Origin of the sequence: Pedobacter glucosidilyticus DSM 23534, from assembly GCF_000425145.1 — a bacterium.
Taxonomy (GTDB): Bacteria; Bacteroidota; Bacteroidia; order Sphingobacteriales; family Sphingobacteriaceae; genus Pseudopedobacter; species Pseudopedobacter glucosidilyticus.
Genome location: NZ_AULF01000011.1, coordinates 115645 through 131593 on the forward strand (window position 1 = coordinate 115645; position 15949 = coordinate 131593).

Consider the following 15949-nt stretch of genomic DNA (forward strand, 5'->3'; position numbering starts at 1 on the left):
CCTATTACTTTATACTAGTATCTTGGGTTTTGTTTCAAATTTGGATTTAAGTCTATATCCCTTTGTGGTATAGGGTATAGCTCGTGTTTCCCAACTTCAAAGTTTGTAAAATCAGCATCTCTGCTTGCTAATGCAGGCCCTAAGTCTCCCCATCTTAATAAATCTGCCCAACGCCAGCCTTCACCTGCTAATTCCACAATACGCTCGTGTTTAAGCTGGGTTAAGAATTGTGTTTGATTTAAACCTGGCTTAGCAACAGATAAAGGTGCTAAACCTGCTCTTTGTCTAACCCTATCTACCAAAGGATAAGCCTCTGATGTTCTGTTCAAACCATTTAAACATTCTGCCTGCATCAATAAAACATCGGCAAAACGTATTAATCTGTAATTGTTTGGAGATCTAAAACCTTCTTGATCTTTCCAATGGTCGTTCAATAATTTTCTAAACCAAACGCCATTAGCATCAGGGCCATTGCCATAACGGTCTGCAAAGCTTCTTCCATAAACCATGGTTGCTTGCGGACCAGCAGGGTCTGTAAAGTTATAAATGAATGAAGCTGCTAAACGTGGGTCTCTTTGCCCAGTGGTAGTTTGCTCTTGTAAAAATTCATCTATTAACCATCTACGGGCTCCACCATCAGAAAAACCAACTCCTGGAGGGGCAAAAAACTGAGCAATAGAAGTTCCCGTGTTATTAACACGACTTTCATCTACATCATCATCTGTATTTTCTGCCAGATTTTCATTAAACTGAATTTCAAAAACAGACTCCTCATTGTTTTCTCTGCTGATGATAAAGTTGTCTCTGTAATTGGTGGTTAAACGATAAATAGCAGCGCCAGGGCCTGTAATTAACCAATCAAAAGCGTTAAAAGCCAATTGATACTGTTTTTGTTGTAAATGCGTTTTACCCAGTAAAGCATAAGCAGCACCTCTGGTTGCTCTTCCTAAATCATCTCCGCTGTAAGAAAGTGGTAAATCTGGAATAGCCTCGTTTAAATCTTTAGCAACTTGCGCATAAGCCTCTGCTGTAGTAGCATTAGGCGGTACATCTGTTGGTTGCGATGGTGTTAGTAATAATGGTGGGTTACCAAAGTATAAAGTTAAGTTGAAATAGAAAAGTGCTCTTAGGAACTTCGCTTCCGCTATTACTCTTTTCTTTAGTGTTTCATCCATCTGTATGTTTGGAACATTAGCAATAACCTGATTAGCTCTAAAAACACCAACAAATAAGGTTTCCCATGTTAAAGAAGTTAAACCGTCATTATAATTGGTTTGGTTAAAACGCATCAGGTTGTTTAGGCCTCCATCTCCTCCAGAACCAAAACCTTCATCAGATTTTAATATTCCGTGATAATAAATCCAACGAGAATAAAGTCCGGGTGTTCTGTAAAAAGTACCATAAGCAGCATTTACTCCTCTAACAGCATCATCAGCATTTCGCCAGAAACTGGCAATGGTTGGTGCATTAGGGTTAACTTCATTAAAATCTCTTTTACATCCCGAGAGGACTATAAGAGCTAATGTTAATATCGTGATATATTTTTTCATGATTTTCTTTTTAAAGGTTCGAGATTAAAAGCCCACACTTAAACCAAATGATAAAATTCTTGATGATGGGTAATTTCCGTTATCTACACCAGGCTGCAGGTTTACATCTGCTCCAACAACATCAGGGTCTAAACCTTGGTAATTGGTAATGGTAAAGAGGTTTTGCCCACTTAGGTAAACTCTGGCATTGCCAATTTTTGCCTTTTCAAGAAATTTAGTAGGGATATTATAACCTAGCTCGATATTACGTAACCTCAAGAAAGAGCCATCTTCAATCCATCTGTCAGAATCTCCTCTGGCATTTTCATTTATACCTCTATCATTAGGTGCAAATTGATAGCCTAATCTTGGGAAACTGGTATTGGTATTAGAAGGTGTCCATGGGTTAATATCTCTTCTGTAATTAGCATTACCATAGCTATCTAAATCCCTTAAAACATCATTATACAATTTATGACCAAAAGCACCATAAAACTGCATGCTTAAACTAAAGTTTTTGTAAGCCGAGTTAAATTGTAAGCCTGTGGTAAACTTAGGGAAAGGCGAACCTGCAAATACCCTATCAAACTCATTGATATCATCATTTGTTCCGCCATCTACAGCATTAACATAGCGGATATCGCCTGGCTTAGCATAAGCACTTTGCGCTCTGTGAGCATCTATCTCTGCTTGATTTTGGAAGATACCATCGGTTTTTAATACATAATACTCACCTATAGACCGACCTACCTGAGTACGTGTAACGCCTGATGGAATATAAGCTCTAGGTAAACCCGTAGCTAAATCTATCCCCAGATTTCCAAGTTCTAACACTTTATTTCTGATGAAACTAAGGTTTGCCGCAACATCCCATTTGAATGCTCTGCTTAATTTTGGACGATAGCCTAACTCAAACTCTAAACCTTTATTTTCTATAGAGCCAATATTTACAATAGGGTCTCCCTGTAAGTTTCCTAAATATTGTGGCAATGGCTGTCCTACCAACACATCTCTTGATACCGAACGGAATGCATCAATAGCTACCCTAAAACGGTTATCAAATAGTGCCGCATCTATACCAAAGTTGGTGGTTTCTTTCTCTTCCCATCTTAAATCTTCAAAAACCAATCTGGCTTGGGTAGCACCTGGAAAAACTTGTTGATTTGGACCAAATACTACACTTGGAGCCTGATTTAAGAAGCCTGTAAATTGGTAAGCACCTAAAGTGTTAACCCCTAATATACCATAAGAACCTCTTAATTTTAAATCAGAAATCCAATCTACTTTAAAGAAATCTTCCTGAGATAATCTCCATGCTAAAGCTACAGAAGGGAAATAACCTGTTCTAAATCTTTCAGAAAATCTAGAATCTTTATCAGCCCTAAAGGTAAATGTAGCTAAGTAACGGTCATCGTAATTATAATTTAACCTACCTAAAACAGAATTAAGTAAAAATTTGGTTAAACCACCAGATGAATTTCTATCGCCAGGGACACCACTAGTAGAATTTAAAGTAGTGAAATAATTACCTCCAAATTGAGATAGTCTTAAACCGCTACCTAAAGTATTATCTATCTGGGTTGTTTGCTCGGTATAACCTACTACCCCATTAAAACGGTGTTTCTTAATGTTATAGTTAAAATTAAGCGTGTGCTCAAACAAATAGCTTAAAAATTGGGATCTGTTATCTGTTAAGCTGCTAAAATCTGGAGATTGATTTTGATACCAAGAGCCATCTCTTCTTACCGCTTTTGATTTATCAAAGCTGGTTTCTAAACCTGCATTAAATTTATAGGTTAGGCCATCTAAAATCTTATACTCTAAAAAAGCATTACCTAACAACTTAACAAAGTTGCTATTTACTGAAGTAATATTAGCTATTGCTACCTGGTTACGAGAAAAGGTATTGATATTTCCATTGTCTCCATAGCCCCATCCGCCCGGGTTGTTGGCGCTTATCAAACTATTGCTTCTAACAGGTATTAAAGGCACACTAGACCACATATCATACCAGGGGTTACCCTCTGCAAAACCTCCCTGAAAAGGAGCATTTACATTAGAGCTTGATAAAGCGAAGTTCTCACCAAATTTGAATTTCCCTTTGGTTGATTCTGTATTGATACGAAGTGATTTTCTATCAAAATCACGAGCTATTAATGTTCCTTCGTCTTTGAAATATCCAGCAGATATCAAATAAGAAGATGTTGCCGAACCTCCAGAAATACTAGCATTAAAATCTTGAACAGCACCTGTTTGTAAGAGCTCATTTGCCCAATCTGTATCTATACTACCATTGTAATTAGCCACACCCGGTTGTAGTGGAATACCAGAATTGGTATAAGCTCTGGCATTGGTAGCTGCATACTCTGCACCATTCATCATATCATACTTCTTAGGTATTTGTGAGATGCTATATCTTGAGCTTACAGAAATTTTTGGAGTACCTTCTTTACCTTTTTTAGTTGTGATGATGATAACCCCGTTACCTGCTCTAGAACCATAAATAGCTGCTGCTGATGCATCTTTTAATATTTGTATATCAGCAATATCATTAGGGTTAACGGTAGTATTTGGGTCTGCAAACATTCCATCTATTACATAAAGCGGACTTGCATTACCAAAAGTTGCTAAACCTCTGATGTTAACCACTGCTTCTTGCCCTGGTGCACCACCATTTCTAACCGCAACACCTGGTGATAGGCCTTGTAATGCCTCTGGCATAGAACGAGCTACTAATTTTTCTGTATTATCTGTATCAATAGATGTTGAGGCTCCGGTTACATCACTTTTTCTGATGGTTTGATAACCAATAACCACCACCTCTTGTAAAGCTTTCACATCTTCTTCTAAAGTGATATTGATACTTGCTCTGCCATTAACAGCAATTTCCTGACTTAAAAAGCCTAAATAAGAAAAAACAAGAACTGCGTTGTTATCAGGAATGTTGATGCTATAATTTCCATTTGCATCTGAAACCGCACCTACATTGGTATTTTTAATTTTAATACTTACCCCCGGTAATGGCAAACCAGCTTTATCAACTATTTTACCCTTTACATTTGTGTTTTGTATAATTACTTTGTTTGAAATTTTATTCGTTGCAAAAATCGGATAACATCCAAAAGAAACGAGACCTGCAACAAGTGCAAGTTTAAGAGGCCATTTTAGCCTATACGTATCATTAAAAATTATTAGTACTTTTATTAATCTCATCATTGGTTTATTAATTTTATGATTAGTTTATTGTTTAAATAAGAGAAAGTAAAATATAATGTTTATTAAGCCCTCCTTTCTTAAGTTATAAAATAATTGGTTACCGCCATCAGCTATTTGGGATTTTACCTGATTTGCTTAAACCAAAGGACGCTTACTTAAAGCTTTAAGGCTATAAAATTTGTGTCTATTTTTGTAAAAATTGATGATATATATGGTTTAATCTCAAAATATGAAAAACTAGAGTGTATATCTTCTATAAAGCTATAGGTAAAAAAACACCTCTTATATTTAATCTAAGCTTTTAAGCTCCACCAAAGCCCTAAAACCACCAAGCCTAAGAAAATCATAGCCAGTAGGATTAAGGTAAAACTCCCTTTCCTTTCCACTTCCTTTTCTAATGTTTTATGAGTTGTTTTCTTTAACAGTTCTTGTTCTTGCTGTTGGGCTTTAACCGTACTGCTTTGCTGCTGATGGCTTTGTTTTACTAAACTGTCTTTACTACTGCTTTTGTAAACTTTTACTTTGATATAGCCCGGTTGCTGCTGTAAGCCACTATCTGGATGCCAATAAAAGAGTTCGTCCATTTCTAAGACGATACCTTCTTTTACTTGTTGTTGTGTTGCGTTTATCGTACTGCTTTGGCTTTGCAGGCTGTCTTTTACAAGTGTAGCCTGTTTGGTTTTTTCCAATGCTGTGATGAGCTGCTGATACCTGGATTTCTGGCTGGAACAGGCTGTTAGTATAAGCATCACCAATAGTGTATAAAACTTTTTCATATACTTTCCCTCCTTGCTGTCACCCAATCTGCCACGGCATATAAAGTACGTTTTAGCCTACGTTTGCGATAAACTCCATCTCCTTCTCTGCTTCCGGCTTCATTGGTATTCCCTTCAACCGTGATGATGATACTATCTCCCCAAGCATCTATAAAACCGCAATGGGCAATGCGTTTTTTGGAGGCGTACCAAATACCAAAAACATCTCCTGCCTGTGGCTGTATCTTTTCTTGCTGCCAAGTGTTCTTCCAAATGATACGCTTTTGAGGTAATAATGCCGGACTCCATGCAGTCTGTGGATTGCTGATCCCTGCTTTGCCTAAGCACCAGCTTACAAAGGCGGCACACCAAGGTGCCCCTTTGCTGTGGCCTGTATATTGGAGGTAGCTTTCTACCCGGCTACCGTCGTTACGGTTGCTTTTTTCTCTGGTACCTATTTCTTGGCTGTAGATGTTTTTGAGCCTTGTTCTGCTTGCTGATCCTATTCCTGCTTTTACAAAATGGCTATGAGTGTGCAAATAAAGCCATAGAGAAGTAATAGATAGAAGCTTAAATAGATGATGATTTTTTGACATGAGGATAGATGGTTAAAGTGTGAATGAAATTGTTCTTTGGAGAAATTGCCCAATACCGGCCAGATATTTTCAATTAGCCACCAAGTAAGTGCTTTAAAAAGTAGGAAGGCCAAAATAGCTACTAAAATAGCACTGAGGATGCCTGCATCTAGTGGGGCTGCTGTTTCGTCTACCAATCTTAAAACTGTTGAACTGCACAAAAAAAGGATTAACAGAAATAGAATACTGAGTAGTTCTTTATGAATACGAATGGGAATACTGTAAACCCATTTTGTCGTTATAGATATACTTTTCATTTTAATTGCTTTTGATTTTTACACAAGGCACTGGAAACCTCCGAAGTACTTACTGTTGGATACTGCTTGTCTGTTTACATCTCTTAGAAATGCGTAACATTCAAAACCATCATGAAAACTATTTGGGATGGTAAATTGATGACTTTTTTCATCTTTTTTGAATTTAATAAGCTTGGTTATCCAAGAGTTTTGGATGGCACTATAACAAGCGATAACCAGTTCGCTTTTCTTGTTTACTTTTTTTCTGGGCCAGATAACTTGAAGGCTTTGTGCTTCCAGCTTTATATTGAGCTTATCTGGTAAACTCATCTTGCCCTTAGTGAGGATGACTTTAGAAAAATCTATAAATAAATGAGGATAAACCCCTCCTACGATACTTTTTCTAATTGCAGAACGATTCTTTTTTTGGACTTCGATTTCCTCATTTTCTACAGCTCCCATTTTAAGGACATGGGCTGCCGTTAGCAGAAATTTATTAGCCATTGTAAAGCGTTTTCTATTTTCTTCCTGCCCCGGTGTTGCAATGAGATTAGGATTATTCTTTGGGGACCTTCTTACAATGGTACCTTTTTTACTTTTACAGAATATAAGGTCGCCTACTTTTCCGGAAAGACCTGCATAAATACTGTCTGATTTTATGAATGCCATGGTATTTGTTTTAAAAATGAGGCTGTCTTAAATCACGATTTATATATGATGAAGAAATTAATATATAATCTTCGAATCCGTTACTATCGACGTTTTAAAATATTTCAAAATCAGGCATTCACCCACTAGCTACTCCGGCCTCTTGACCGGCCATGTCAAGATACTTTTTTCCGCAAAAAGTATCCAAAAACTCTCCGCTGCGCCGCTTGCTTCTAGAGTTTCTGCTAAGGCTAGTTCCGTAGATACCGCAACCGCCAAGGCGGAATAGGGCGTAAACGGTTGTTTATGCTTAGGCTCGATTATCGAAATACTTGAACACGTCATTACATATTTATGAATATGAAATACTTGTTGTAGTCAAGTGTTAAGTTTCAGAATCATAAATCGATCTTTAAGACCGCCTCATTACTTGATTAAAGTTGGGTTACTTGGATGGTTTCATTTTCGGGCATATCATAAGCCTTAACAATGATACTTGAGGTGGCGTAATCTGGGTTGGCTACCGTTGTTACATATATCCATTTGGACACATCTTCTTGTTGGATGGCCTCACCTTCCTCTATCAAGGTATTAGCAGCATCTCTGATTTCTACTTTTACGGCTGTAACCATAAAATTATCATAAACGGTTGCTTCTATTTGATAACCTACCTGACCAATGTACCCGCTGTAGTTAGGTTCAGCTTTGATTTCAGGGGCTTTTTGATAATCTGCAAAAGCCACATTGTAAGCACTTTGATCTGCTTCTGCAGCAGCTCCATAGAGTGCCTTTTTAGCAAGATCGCTGATAGCAGCTTTTGCATACCTAGCGGCTTTGATGAAGCGTTCTCTTACGCTTAGCTGATTGGCATTTGGGTTATCTACTCGGGCCTTTGGACGATCTGATACGATCGTTTTTCCTCCTCTTTGTCTGAAGACTAATAGATCTCCTATTAATCCTGATAAACCATGTGTGATGACGTTGTTTCTTGACTTTGCCATGTTGTTAAAATTTTAAGTGAAATAAATAAACCTGTCTTTGTGCTGCTACCGGTATAACGCTTTGGACATGACAAACCTAAAACGCTGATTATTAATATCCTATAGCTGTTCTTTCAAAAGAACCAAATAGAACCTTATGCAACCTTTATAGAACATAATAGAACCTATCAGCTCTTGATACTGCTACTGCTCTTGTTACTGAAATGAGAAGAAAATGGTGAAAAGTGTGATTTTTGGTGTTTTCTTCCTTCGGTGTTCCTTCGGATTGATATGTGTGATCTATGTGTGATGTATGTGTTAGGGGGGGGTTAGTTGGTTAGTTTGTTAGATGGTTAGTTTGTTAGGTGGTTAGTTTGTTAGGTGGTTAGTTTGTTAGGTGGTTAGTTTGTTTGGGGCTGGGTGGTTACTTGTAGGTTGTAGGATTTTTTTTGTTTTTTTCTTGTGCTCGTTTGCAACGAGTACTTAACATGGTGTGGCGATTGTATCGCTTTTATGATCACAAAGATGTAGGAGATGGGTGGTTACTCGTATGTTGTAGACCTTTTTTTGTTTAACCACAATGATTTTTTTAATGTTTTAACCACGGAGGGCGCAGAGAGCACTGAGCTGGGGGGTTACTTGTAGGTTGTAGACTTTTTTTGTTTAAACGTTCTGGTTTGTGAAGCGGAGAATGATGCCTTTCTTATCGTACGTAATGAGCCTTGCGTGATGAGATTGCTTCACTGTGTTACGATGACAAAAAAGGGTGTTTGCGATGACTAAGCAATTGGGATAGCCTTGCGTGATGAGATCGCTTCACTGTGTTACGATGACAAAAAATGGGTGTTCGCGATGAAAAAAGGGGTGTTTACGATGACAAAAAAGGGTGTTCGCAAAAATATGTGTTCGCTGTGAGAAAGCAATCGGGATAGTCTTGCATGAAGGGATAGCCGCTTAGTTCCTCATCGATGATAAAAAAATCATGTTTTTTACTAAGCAGCGTCTCTCACCAAAGAAGACGCTGCATTAGGATATTTAGTTTGGTGGGCTTTAAAAGTTGAAAAAGCTTTGTAAACGGGATTCTTTGATGACTTTTTCCACTTCTGAACGTAGGTACATATCCTTTCTCCCAACTTTAGCTGGACAAAGAATTTTTTCTCGTTTCCAACGGTACAGGGTACTTCTGTGGATATTGAAATAAGATTTTACTTCATAAGCATCCATCCATACTTTTTCGTTTGTTTGAGCCTTAGGTTCTAATTGTTGTAGGGTTTCAAGTATCTGGTTTAAAACGGTTTGGATGTTTAAGATAATGGCGAAGAATCGTAAGAAATGCATCATAAACGGATTCCTTTCTTACTTGTGCAGTGACTTTTGAGGAGGGAACTATACTGCTTTTTATACGTTTTAAGGTGATTAATACTGTGAGTTTTAGGGTGAGGCGTTTTTTTGTTAAAGAAGATGTTTTTTGCAATCATATTAAAATTAATTTCATAATGAGGCTGTATCAAAAATCGTATGAGGTTAGATTGAGCAAACCTTTATAGTCATCCTGGGCGAAATCGAAGGATTAAAAAGGCTTAAATAATGTTCTGCCTGATACAAAATGGTGATTTGAGCCAGTCTCGTATTCATTTCAACAGCTTGGTGGCTGTATGTCTAGTTTAGAGACAGCAAAGCAGTTAGATGAATTTCTTTAGCTGCTTTGCTTTAGTTTTTGGTTTATCCTCCGGTAATGTAAGTTACTGTCATGGATACAGAGACGGTTGGATCGATACGGGTGGGAAATCCAGCATCGTTACTAACAGTTAAGACTCTTTTCTTTTTCTTAAGTAATGGTTTGTTTTTTTGTAATTTTTTCATATTTTTATCAATTATATTACAAATTACGTCTCTCCGATTAATATTTTTTAACCTGTTGATAAAACACATCAATTTGTGGATGAGATGGTATATTCGTATCATGAACTGATAAAACCTTCTGGAAAATCACTTTGGAAACATCTTTTGTTTTGGTTTTTTTATATTACCTATGAAATTTTTATCACAAGATATGTTGCTCATGTTAAGGCTCATTTTTTAGATTATTTATTGCATTATGTAGCCTATATCGCTTTCTTTTACGCCCATATTTACCTGCTATTTCTAACTATTAAACCCGGAAAAATCTATTACCTATGGCTTAGTTGTGGCGTTTTGATTGAGATTATCTTGCTATACGTATGCAATACAGGGATTTATTACCTTTTACAATCTTTAGCCATCCCTACTGTAGCAGTTTCACCTTTACTGGTAAAATCATTTATGACTACCGTTTACAGAGCAATTTTGCTCATGATATTAAGTACGGGGTATTTTTTGGCGATATTTTCTTTAGTACGGCAGCAACATGCTTTAATTGCAGAAAGGGAGGCAGAACGCTTGCGGGCAGACCTTGCGGTTGCTGAATTAGCTTTCTTAAAGGCACAAATAAAACCTCATTTTTTATTTAACAGGTTATTTGAGTTGTATGAGGACCTAAAATCTATTGATTTAGCAATAGCAAACAGAATCATGTCTATGGCCGAGCTGATGCAATATGCCATTGTTGCGGATAGCTCGAATGTTAAAATACCCTTAAAACAGGAACTCCAATACATCAAAAACTATCTTTTTCTTCAACAACAGAGGTATCCAAAGCTCATCAATGCTAAGCTTTTATTTGATGATGAAGTGGAAAACTTAAAGATTATCCCGCTCTTACTGATTACGCTGATAGAAAATGTTTTTGATCATGCTGATCTGGATGGACCACACCAGGTCAGTATTGCCGTAACTGTACGGGCGGATACGATAGCCGTACATATCCATAACAAGGTAAGGGCTATAACACCCCGCAGGATACCCGGTATTGGACTTGCAAACTTAAAAGATAGGCTGGCACACTATTATTCTGGTGCCTATCATTTTTCTGACCACACGTATGATGGTTATTATCATGCCCAATTATCTATTTATCTAAAATAAGTTTTATGAATTGTTACATTATTGACGACCAAGAATCTGTTATTAAAACCTTAAGTGATTATATCCGAGACACGCCTAAGTTAAATTTGGTATATAGTACCTTAAAAGCACAGGAAGTCATTGCTCTACTCCCTGAGATTGCAGAACCCTCTATTTTTTTCTTAGACATAGACATGCCAATGATTAACGGTTTGCAAATTGCAGAAATGGTGAATGATTTTACTGCCGTTATTTTTATTACTGGCCATCCGCAGTATGCGGTAGATGCTTTTAACCGGGGCGCCTACGATTACCTATTAAAGCCATTTTCTTACGATCGCTTTTTAAAAGCCATCAATAAGATCAACCATAGGTATAAACCTAAAGCCATCAGTGATAAAGCCTGTACACATACTTTTGTATTTAATAAATATGGAGAATTGGTAAAACTCAATTATGATGATATTTATTATGTAAGAGCAGAAGCTAATTATGTAGCCATTCATCGTTACAACAACCATATACTAAGCAGAATAAGACTTAAAGACATCATCGCGGAGTTTCCGATGGCTCAGTTTATACAAGTACAAAAGTCTTATGTTATAGCTATAAATAAGATACATAAATTATCTACTGACGATATACTGGTTATGGCCGACGAGCATAAGACCCAAATTACCATAGGAAGACCATTTTTAAATCAGTTTTTGGAATGTATTTCTGCTTCTGTAACCAAACATGAGAAAAAATCTTTATTTGGCTTGGGAAGATAGGTGATTATGGCTTAACGATAAGCTACTGGGCGTTTTAAATATTTTGACAAAAAGTAAAAGCTGAGTGCTTCATGGGTTTTATGGTTATTACTGAATTGCCTATTGATGTGCATGTGGAAGATTTCTGCCAGAAAATTTAGTTTTGAAGCAGCATCTTCGGCATGCAGTGTCTTTAATAGTTCCAATAGGCGTAATTCGGGTTCGAAGACTGGAGGTTCTTGCTGTATCAAGACGAAACCATCTTGCAACAGCCGATAACTTTGATCATGCTCTCGTTTTGCTATACCTGAGTGCTGGTTTTGTTTAAGGAAGATATCAAACTTATGAAGTGCCGAAGTAATCATCATGGATTCTTCAATAGCCAAGGCCTTCATCATCAGGCATAGTAAGCGAACTGCACATACTAAAAAATGGCTCTCTTTGAAGTATTCGCCTTCAAAATCATCAGCATAAGCTATTTCTGATAGGGCGATAGCAGAAGAGCAGGTAAAAATTTCTTCCGCAGTTTTCATTCCGGCAAGTGCATATTTTTCTATTTCTGGTTGATAGGCTGCTACCATCACATCTCGTATGTTTTTCATGCTACTTAGCTCGGTTAAGAAAGGACGCAATAGTAGCAGTAGTTTGTCCATCCTTTTGCCAGGTGCATACAAGCGCAACCTGATATGGTCTTCCGGATCTTGATAACGCAAGTAATGCCAATTATTTATGAGCTTAGCCCTATGGCATCTAGCGATAAAGGGGTCTATTTTCTCTAGCAATAGGCTATTCATACCTGCCGGATGAAGATAAATTTTTAAGTAAAGCCAGTCTTTAAGTGGTGCAAACCTATGGATTTGCGGTTTGCGTAAAGTTTTTGCTATATTTTTCGCTGCAAATGCTTCTGTTGAAGGGTTGATACAGTTGTTTTTAGTTAAGCAGGCAACCAGTTCATGCGCATAAGCTTTACCTAAGCTATCTTTAACTAGTGGCATTTTATCTTCGGTAAATGGACATTCTTTAAGTACCAATAGCACATCTTTTTTAAGTAAAGAAGAAAGTAAATCAATATCTTTTGGATGACGAAGCCTAAGCACTAAATTTTGATCACCGTTTTCTACCATGAAATTTTCGGGTAGTTTTATGGCTTTTGCTATGGCTAGGAAAGTAATATAAAAATGTGACTTTGCCGCGGCTCGGAGGCATGTCATTTGTTCTGGTGTTAATACCCAGCAAGCTGCTGAGATCACTACACCTTCATAAACCACCCTAGGATATACCTGTAAATCTGGCAAGAGACTTTTCAGGTCGAAAGACAAACAACTTCCTAAACTCATTAAAGAAAGATCACCTAAAAATTTAAATATAGAGAAGTCACTTCTTTGAAAATTATAGGCATTATTCATACGAGGAATAACCCTTTTACCCTTCAACTTTTTGGATCTTAAAATCAGTTCTCCGCTTTCTACTCCGAGATAGAGATCATGTAGGGGTAAAAGACGAGCTTCGTTAGGATTGGTATTGACCAACAAGGGAATTTGGTACTTGCTGAGGTTTGCCGTCCAGCTGAGCTTGTGGTAATTAGGCTCTGCTTCGTGAAGGATATCTGCAAATATGGTATTTGGGTTTGTCTTTTGCTCTAAATCGCAAATGTTACGGCAATAGTTTGCCATTTCTTGATGGAAGACTGAAAATCTGGCTGTTATGGCTGTAGCGCAAGAGCTACTTGCCTCACGAATAAATAATTGGCCGTTTATGATACTGAATAAAACGGTAAGGCCTGGTGGTAGTTGTTCAGTTGATTTTTCAAACCCTCTGAGGTCGCTCTCCGTTAGGACCAAAACCGATTGCTTACCAACATGATGGAGTATTTTTTGGATGATAAGACGTTGCACTGGTGTTGGGCCCTCCTCATGCTGATAAGGATGATGGTGGCTAAATTTATGGTAGTCTAATCCTATTTCTGGATCGAGCGCTTCTAACAAGGGTATTTGCCTATGCTCGAATAAATTAAAAAAGGCTTTTGTAAAAGTTGCTATTTTATGATTTTTTGGGGAATCAGCCAGTATTTGCAGGGCATGTAATCCTTTACTTAAATCATGCTGGTAATGTGAAGGAACCTCGCCTATGGTTTGGTGAAAGGTTTGGGCATATTTTGCTGTACCATACCCTAAAAGCTTGGTTAGCTTGGTAGTAATTTTATGACACAGCTTGGTTTCTATTAAAATTTGCTCTTTTAAAAGATCGTTTAGGTAGGCTTTTGCTATGCTTTTAGACATGCCAGTTTTTTCTAAGGCGAGCAGCATCTGCTGATGATTAAGTTTCTCTCTGTTGCGAATAAAATAAGCAGGTAATACCATCCCCTCCATATCAGAAAGCTGTATGGTATGCGCATCCTCGTTAGGTAGGCGCTCGAAGTACCTCCAGATTTTGCCAAAAGGGTAAAGTGTTGGATTTAGTTGATAAGTTCTTTGATTGGGTGCGCATCGTTTTTCTGTACGTTCATGTTGTAAGGTTATAAAGCTATTGGCTTTTATCGTTAATCCATTATTGCCATTGCTGTTTCCCCAATCACAAAGACTTAAAGAAGATGAAGCGCCAAATGGTGTTGAGCGATAGCACATTCTGATGAGGTATTTGTAAAGTGTATGTTGTAAGGGTTTTGAACATTCATGCCAATTAAAATCAAGTTTTTTGACTTCGTTATATACAACATCACTAGAGAGGTATAGTGCTTTTTGAAAGTTTTTATCTTGAAGTATTTCTGACATGGCTTGTTGTGCTGTGTCTTTACAAAAGCGAGGGGTACGGAGGAAGAGCTGTGGAAAAAAGTGATAGTTTTTCATGCTCGTAAATTAGAGATGTGCTTAGGAGTGCTGAAAAATCTTATTAATTGTATGAGGTGTTTCATTATGCGGATGAGGTAGTTCATCAACAGTGTTTTGTTATTTCTATTTTTTCATGCCTAATTGCGTGGGATGAATGCTTTTAAATCTTCTCAGTTTTATAGTCTTAAAGTTTTATCTCCAAAGGTTCCTTTTGGCATTATGAGGCGTATTTTAGAAAGGGAACCTTATCAATATTTTAGAACTGGTGAATGTCTTGTTAGGCCAGGCCAGTTGGTAGAACATATTTGGTATTTAAAATCTGGATTGGCTAAACGTTACTATTTTGATGCTTCTGGGTGTGAAAAAGTGCATGATTTTTACGAGGCTGGTAGCTTACTTTGTATTACGCAGCCTTTAGGCATGGGAGAAAGATCTGAGGAGTATTTGGTTGTTTTGGAAGATGCCAGTCTTATTCCTATAGCTTACCGGTATGGTATAGCTTTATTAAAAGAACATCCAGATTTGTATCCGTGGCTGATTCATTTTTTTTGTTATACTTTGTACCGAAGAGATTGTAGAATATGGCTTTTGGGTTTGCCTGCTGATAAACGTTATTTATCTTTTATTCGCTTATTTCCTGCTTCTCGTTTGCTCACAAAGGATATAGCTTCATACTTGAATATAAGTGCAGGAGGTTTGAGTAGGATAAAGGGGAGGGTTTGAGTGGAGGGTAGAGAGTATTGAGTAGAGAGCATTGAGTAGAAAGTACAGAGTATTGAGTAGAAAGTACAGAGTATTGAGTAGAAAGTACAGAGTAGAAAGTAAAAAGATGCCTAAATATCGGATAGTTTAAACTTATTTAATAACGGATTTTTATGCCTAACGACCTAAACAAATTCAACTAATGAACTGATTGTTGCCTATGAGCTTCGGTTTGTGCTGTAGAGGTTTGAATGGGTGTTCTTACAGCTTCGCTGTGTTCGCCTAGTTTGTCAAGCGAGGTATGTGGCAGGCTTTGTTATTACCTGTATGAGGGAATCCTATTTATCAGAAATTAGGTTAATTTTCTCTGTGATGTGATTGTCCGCCTCTATCGCCGGCGGGGCTCGTTCCTTTTGCGGGACCAAAAGGAACCAAAAGTCCTGAACAATCCCGCAGGAGCCTTTGCCGCACATCCCCAATCCACACTCAAAAACAGAGAGCGCTTATTTTTGCTCGGTTATAGCTTATGAATGTTTATACAAACTCAGACGCAAAACCGCATGCGCTATAGGCTTGGTGGTACTAGCTTTTTTGTTTCTGCTGCTGTTTTTGAATTTTTTCCGGCTCTCGGGGATTGCTCATGTGCTTCGGGATAGTCTGTTTTTTATGAATGGTTGTTCTCG

12 protein-coding genes are annotated in these 15949 nt (G+C 37.6%); 3 read left to right on the forward strand and 9 right to left on the reverse strand.

The features are described from left to right. Window positions 1-14: 14 nt before the first annotated feature. The 8 genes from H510_RS0104575 to H510_RS20100 form a co-directional block, all read right to left on the reverse strand. A complete protein-coding gene (locus H510_RS0104575) occupies window positions 15-1550 on the reverse strand; it encodes a RagB/SusD family nutrient uptake outer membrane protein (RefSeq protein WP_026903231.1) in 1536 nt (511 codons plus the stop codon). A gap of 24 nt (window positions 1551-1574) precedes the next feature. Next, window positions 1575-4745, reverse strand: a complete 3171-nt coding sequence (locus H510_RS0104580; RefSeq protein ID WP_051291043.1) for a SusC/RagA family TonB-linked outer membrane protein — start codon at window positions 4743-4745, stop codon at window positions 1575-1577. A gap of 293 nt (window positions 4746-5038) precedes the next feature. Then, the gene (locus H510_RS0104585; protein ID WP_155977836.1) at window positions 5039-5521 is read right to left on the reverse strand and encodes a hypothetical protein; all 483 of its coding nucleotides are present in this window, start codon (window positions 5519-5521) and stop codon (window positions 5039-5041) included. Then, window positions 5518-6096, reverse strand: coding sequence for a CHAP domain-containing protein (locus tag H510_RS18260; RefSeq protein WP_026903234.1), 579 nt, complete (start codon window positions 6094-6096; stop codon window positions 5518-5520). Before H510_RS18260 ends, H510_RS0104585 begins: the two co-directional genes overlap by 4 nt. Window positions 6097-6410: 314 nt before the next feature. Continuing rightward, entirely contained in the window at window positions 6411-7040 is a 630-nt protein-coding gene (locus H510_RS0104595; RefSeq protein WP_026903235.1) for a DUF6266 family protein, read from the reverse strand. 413 nt (window positions 7041-7453) lie between these two features. Beyond that, the gene (locus tag H510_RS0104605; RefSeq protein ID WP_026903237.1) at window positions 7454-8020 is read right to left on the reverse strand and encodes a hypothetical protein; all 567 of its coding nucleotides are present in this window, start codon (window positions 8018-8020) and stop codon (window positions 7454-7456) included. Between the two features lie 1029 nt (window positions 8021-9049). Further along, a complete protein-coding gene (locus tag H510_RS0104615) occupies window positions 9050-9340 on the reverse strand; it encodes a helix-turn-helix domain-containing protein (RefSeq protein WP_081659186.1) in 291 nt (96 codons plus the stop codon). A gap of 381 nt (window positions 9341-9721) precedes the next feature. Beyond that, window positions 9722-9862 carry a hypothetical protein gene (locus H510_RS20100; RefSeq protein WP_155977838.1) on the reverse strand — a complete coding sequence of 47 codons (141 nt, stop codon included), beginning with the start codon at window positions 9860-9862 and terminating at the stop codon, window positions 9722-9724. Between the two features lie 84 nt (window positions 9863-9946). On the opposite strand from H510_RS20100, the gene H510_RS0104620 reads away from it, so the two are divergent. Beyond that, window positions 9947-11005 carry a sensor histidine kinase gene (locus H510_RS0104620; protein ID WP_026903239.1) on the forward strand — a complete coding sequence of 353 codons (1059 nt, stop codon included), beginning with the start codon at window positions 9947-9949 and terminating at the stop codon, window positions 11003-11005. 5 nt (window positions 11006-11010) lie between these two features. Further along, entirely contained in the window at window positions 11011-11757 is a 747-nt protein-coding gene (locus H510_RS0104625) for a LytR/AlgR family response regulator transcription factor (RefSeq protein ID WP_026903240.1), read from the forward strand. An 11-nt stretch (window positions 11758-11768) separates the two neighbouring features. On the opposite strand, the gene H510_RS0104630 is transcribed toward H510_RS0104625, so the two are convergent. Beyond that, window positions 11769-14582: a thiopeptide-type bacteriocin biosynthesis protein gene (locus H510_RS0104630; protein WP_026903241.1), complete on the reverse strand. Its 2814-nt coding sequence runs from the start codon at window positions 14580-14582 to the stop codon at window positions 11769-11771. Window positions 14583-14714: 132 nt separating this feature from the next. On the opposite strand from H510_RS0104630, the gene H510_RS0104635 reads away from it, so the two are divergent. Further along, window positions 14715-15287 carry a Crp/Fnr family transcriptional regulator gene (locus tag H510_RS0104635; RefSeq protein WP_026903242.1) on the forward strand — a complete coding sequence of 191 codons (573 nt, stop codon included), beginning with the start codon at window positions 14715-14717 and terminating at the stop codon, window positions 15285-15287. The last annotated feature ends 662 nt before the right edge of the window (window positions 15288-15949 follow it).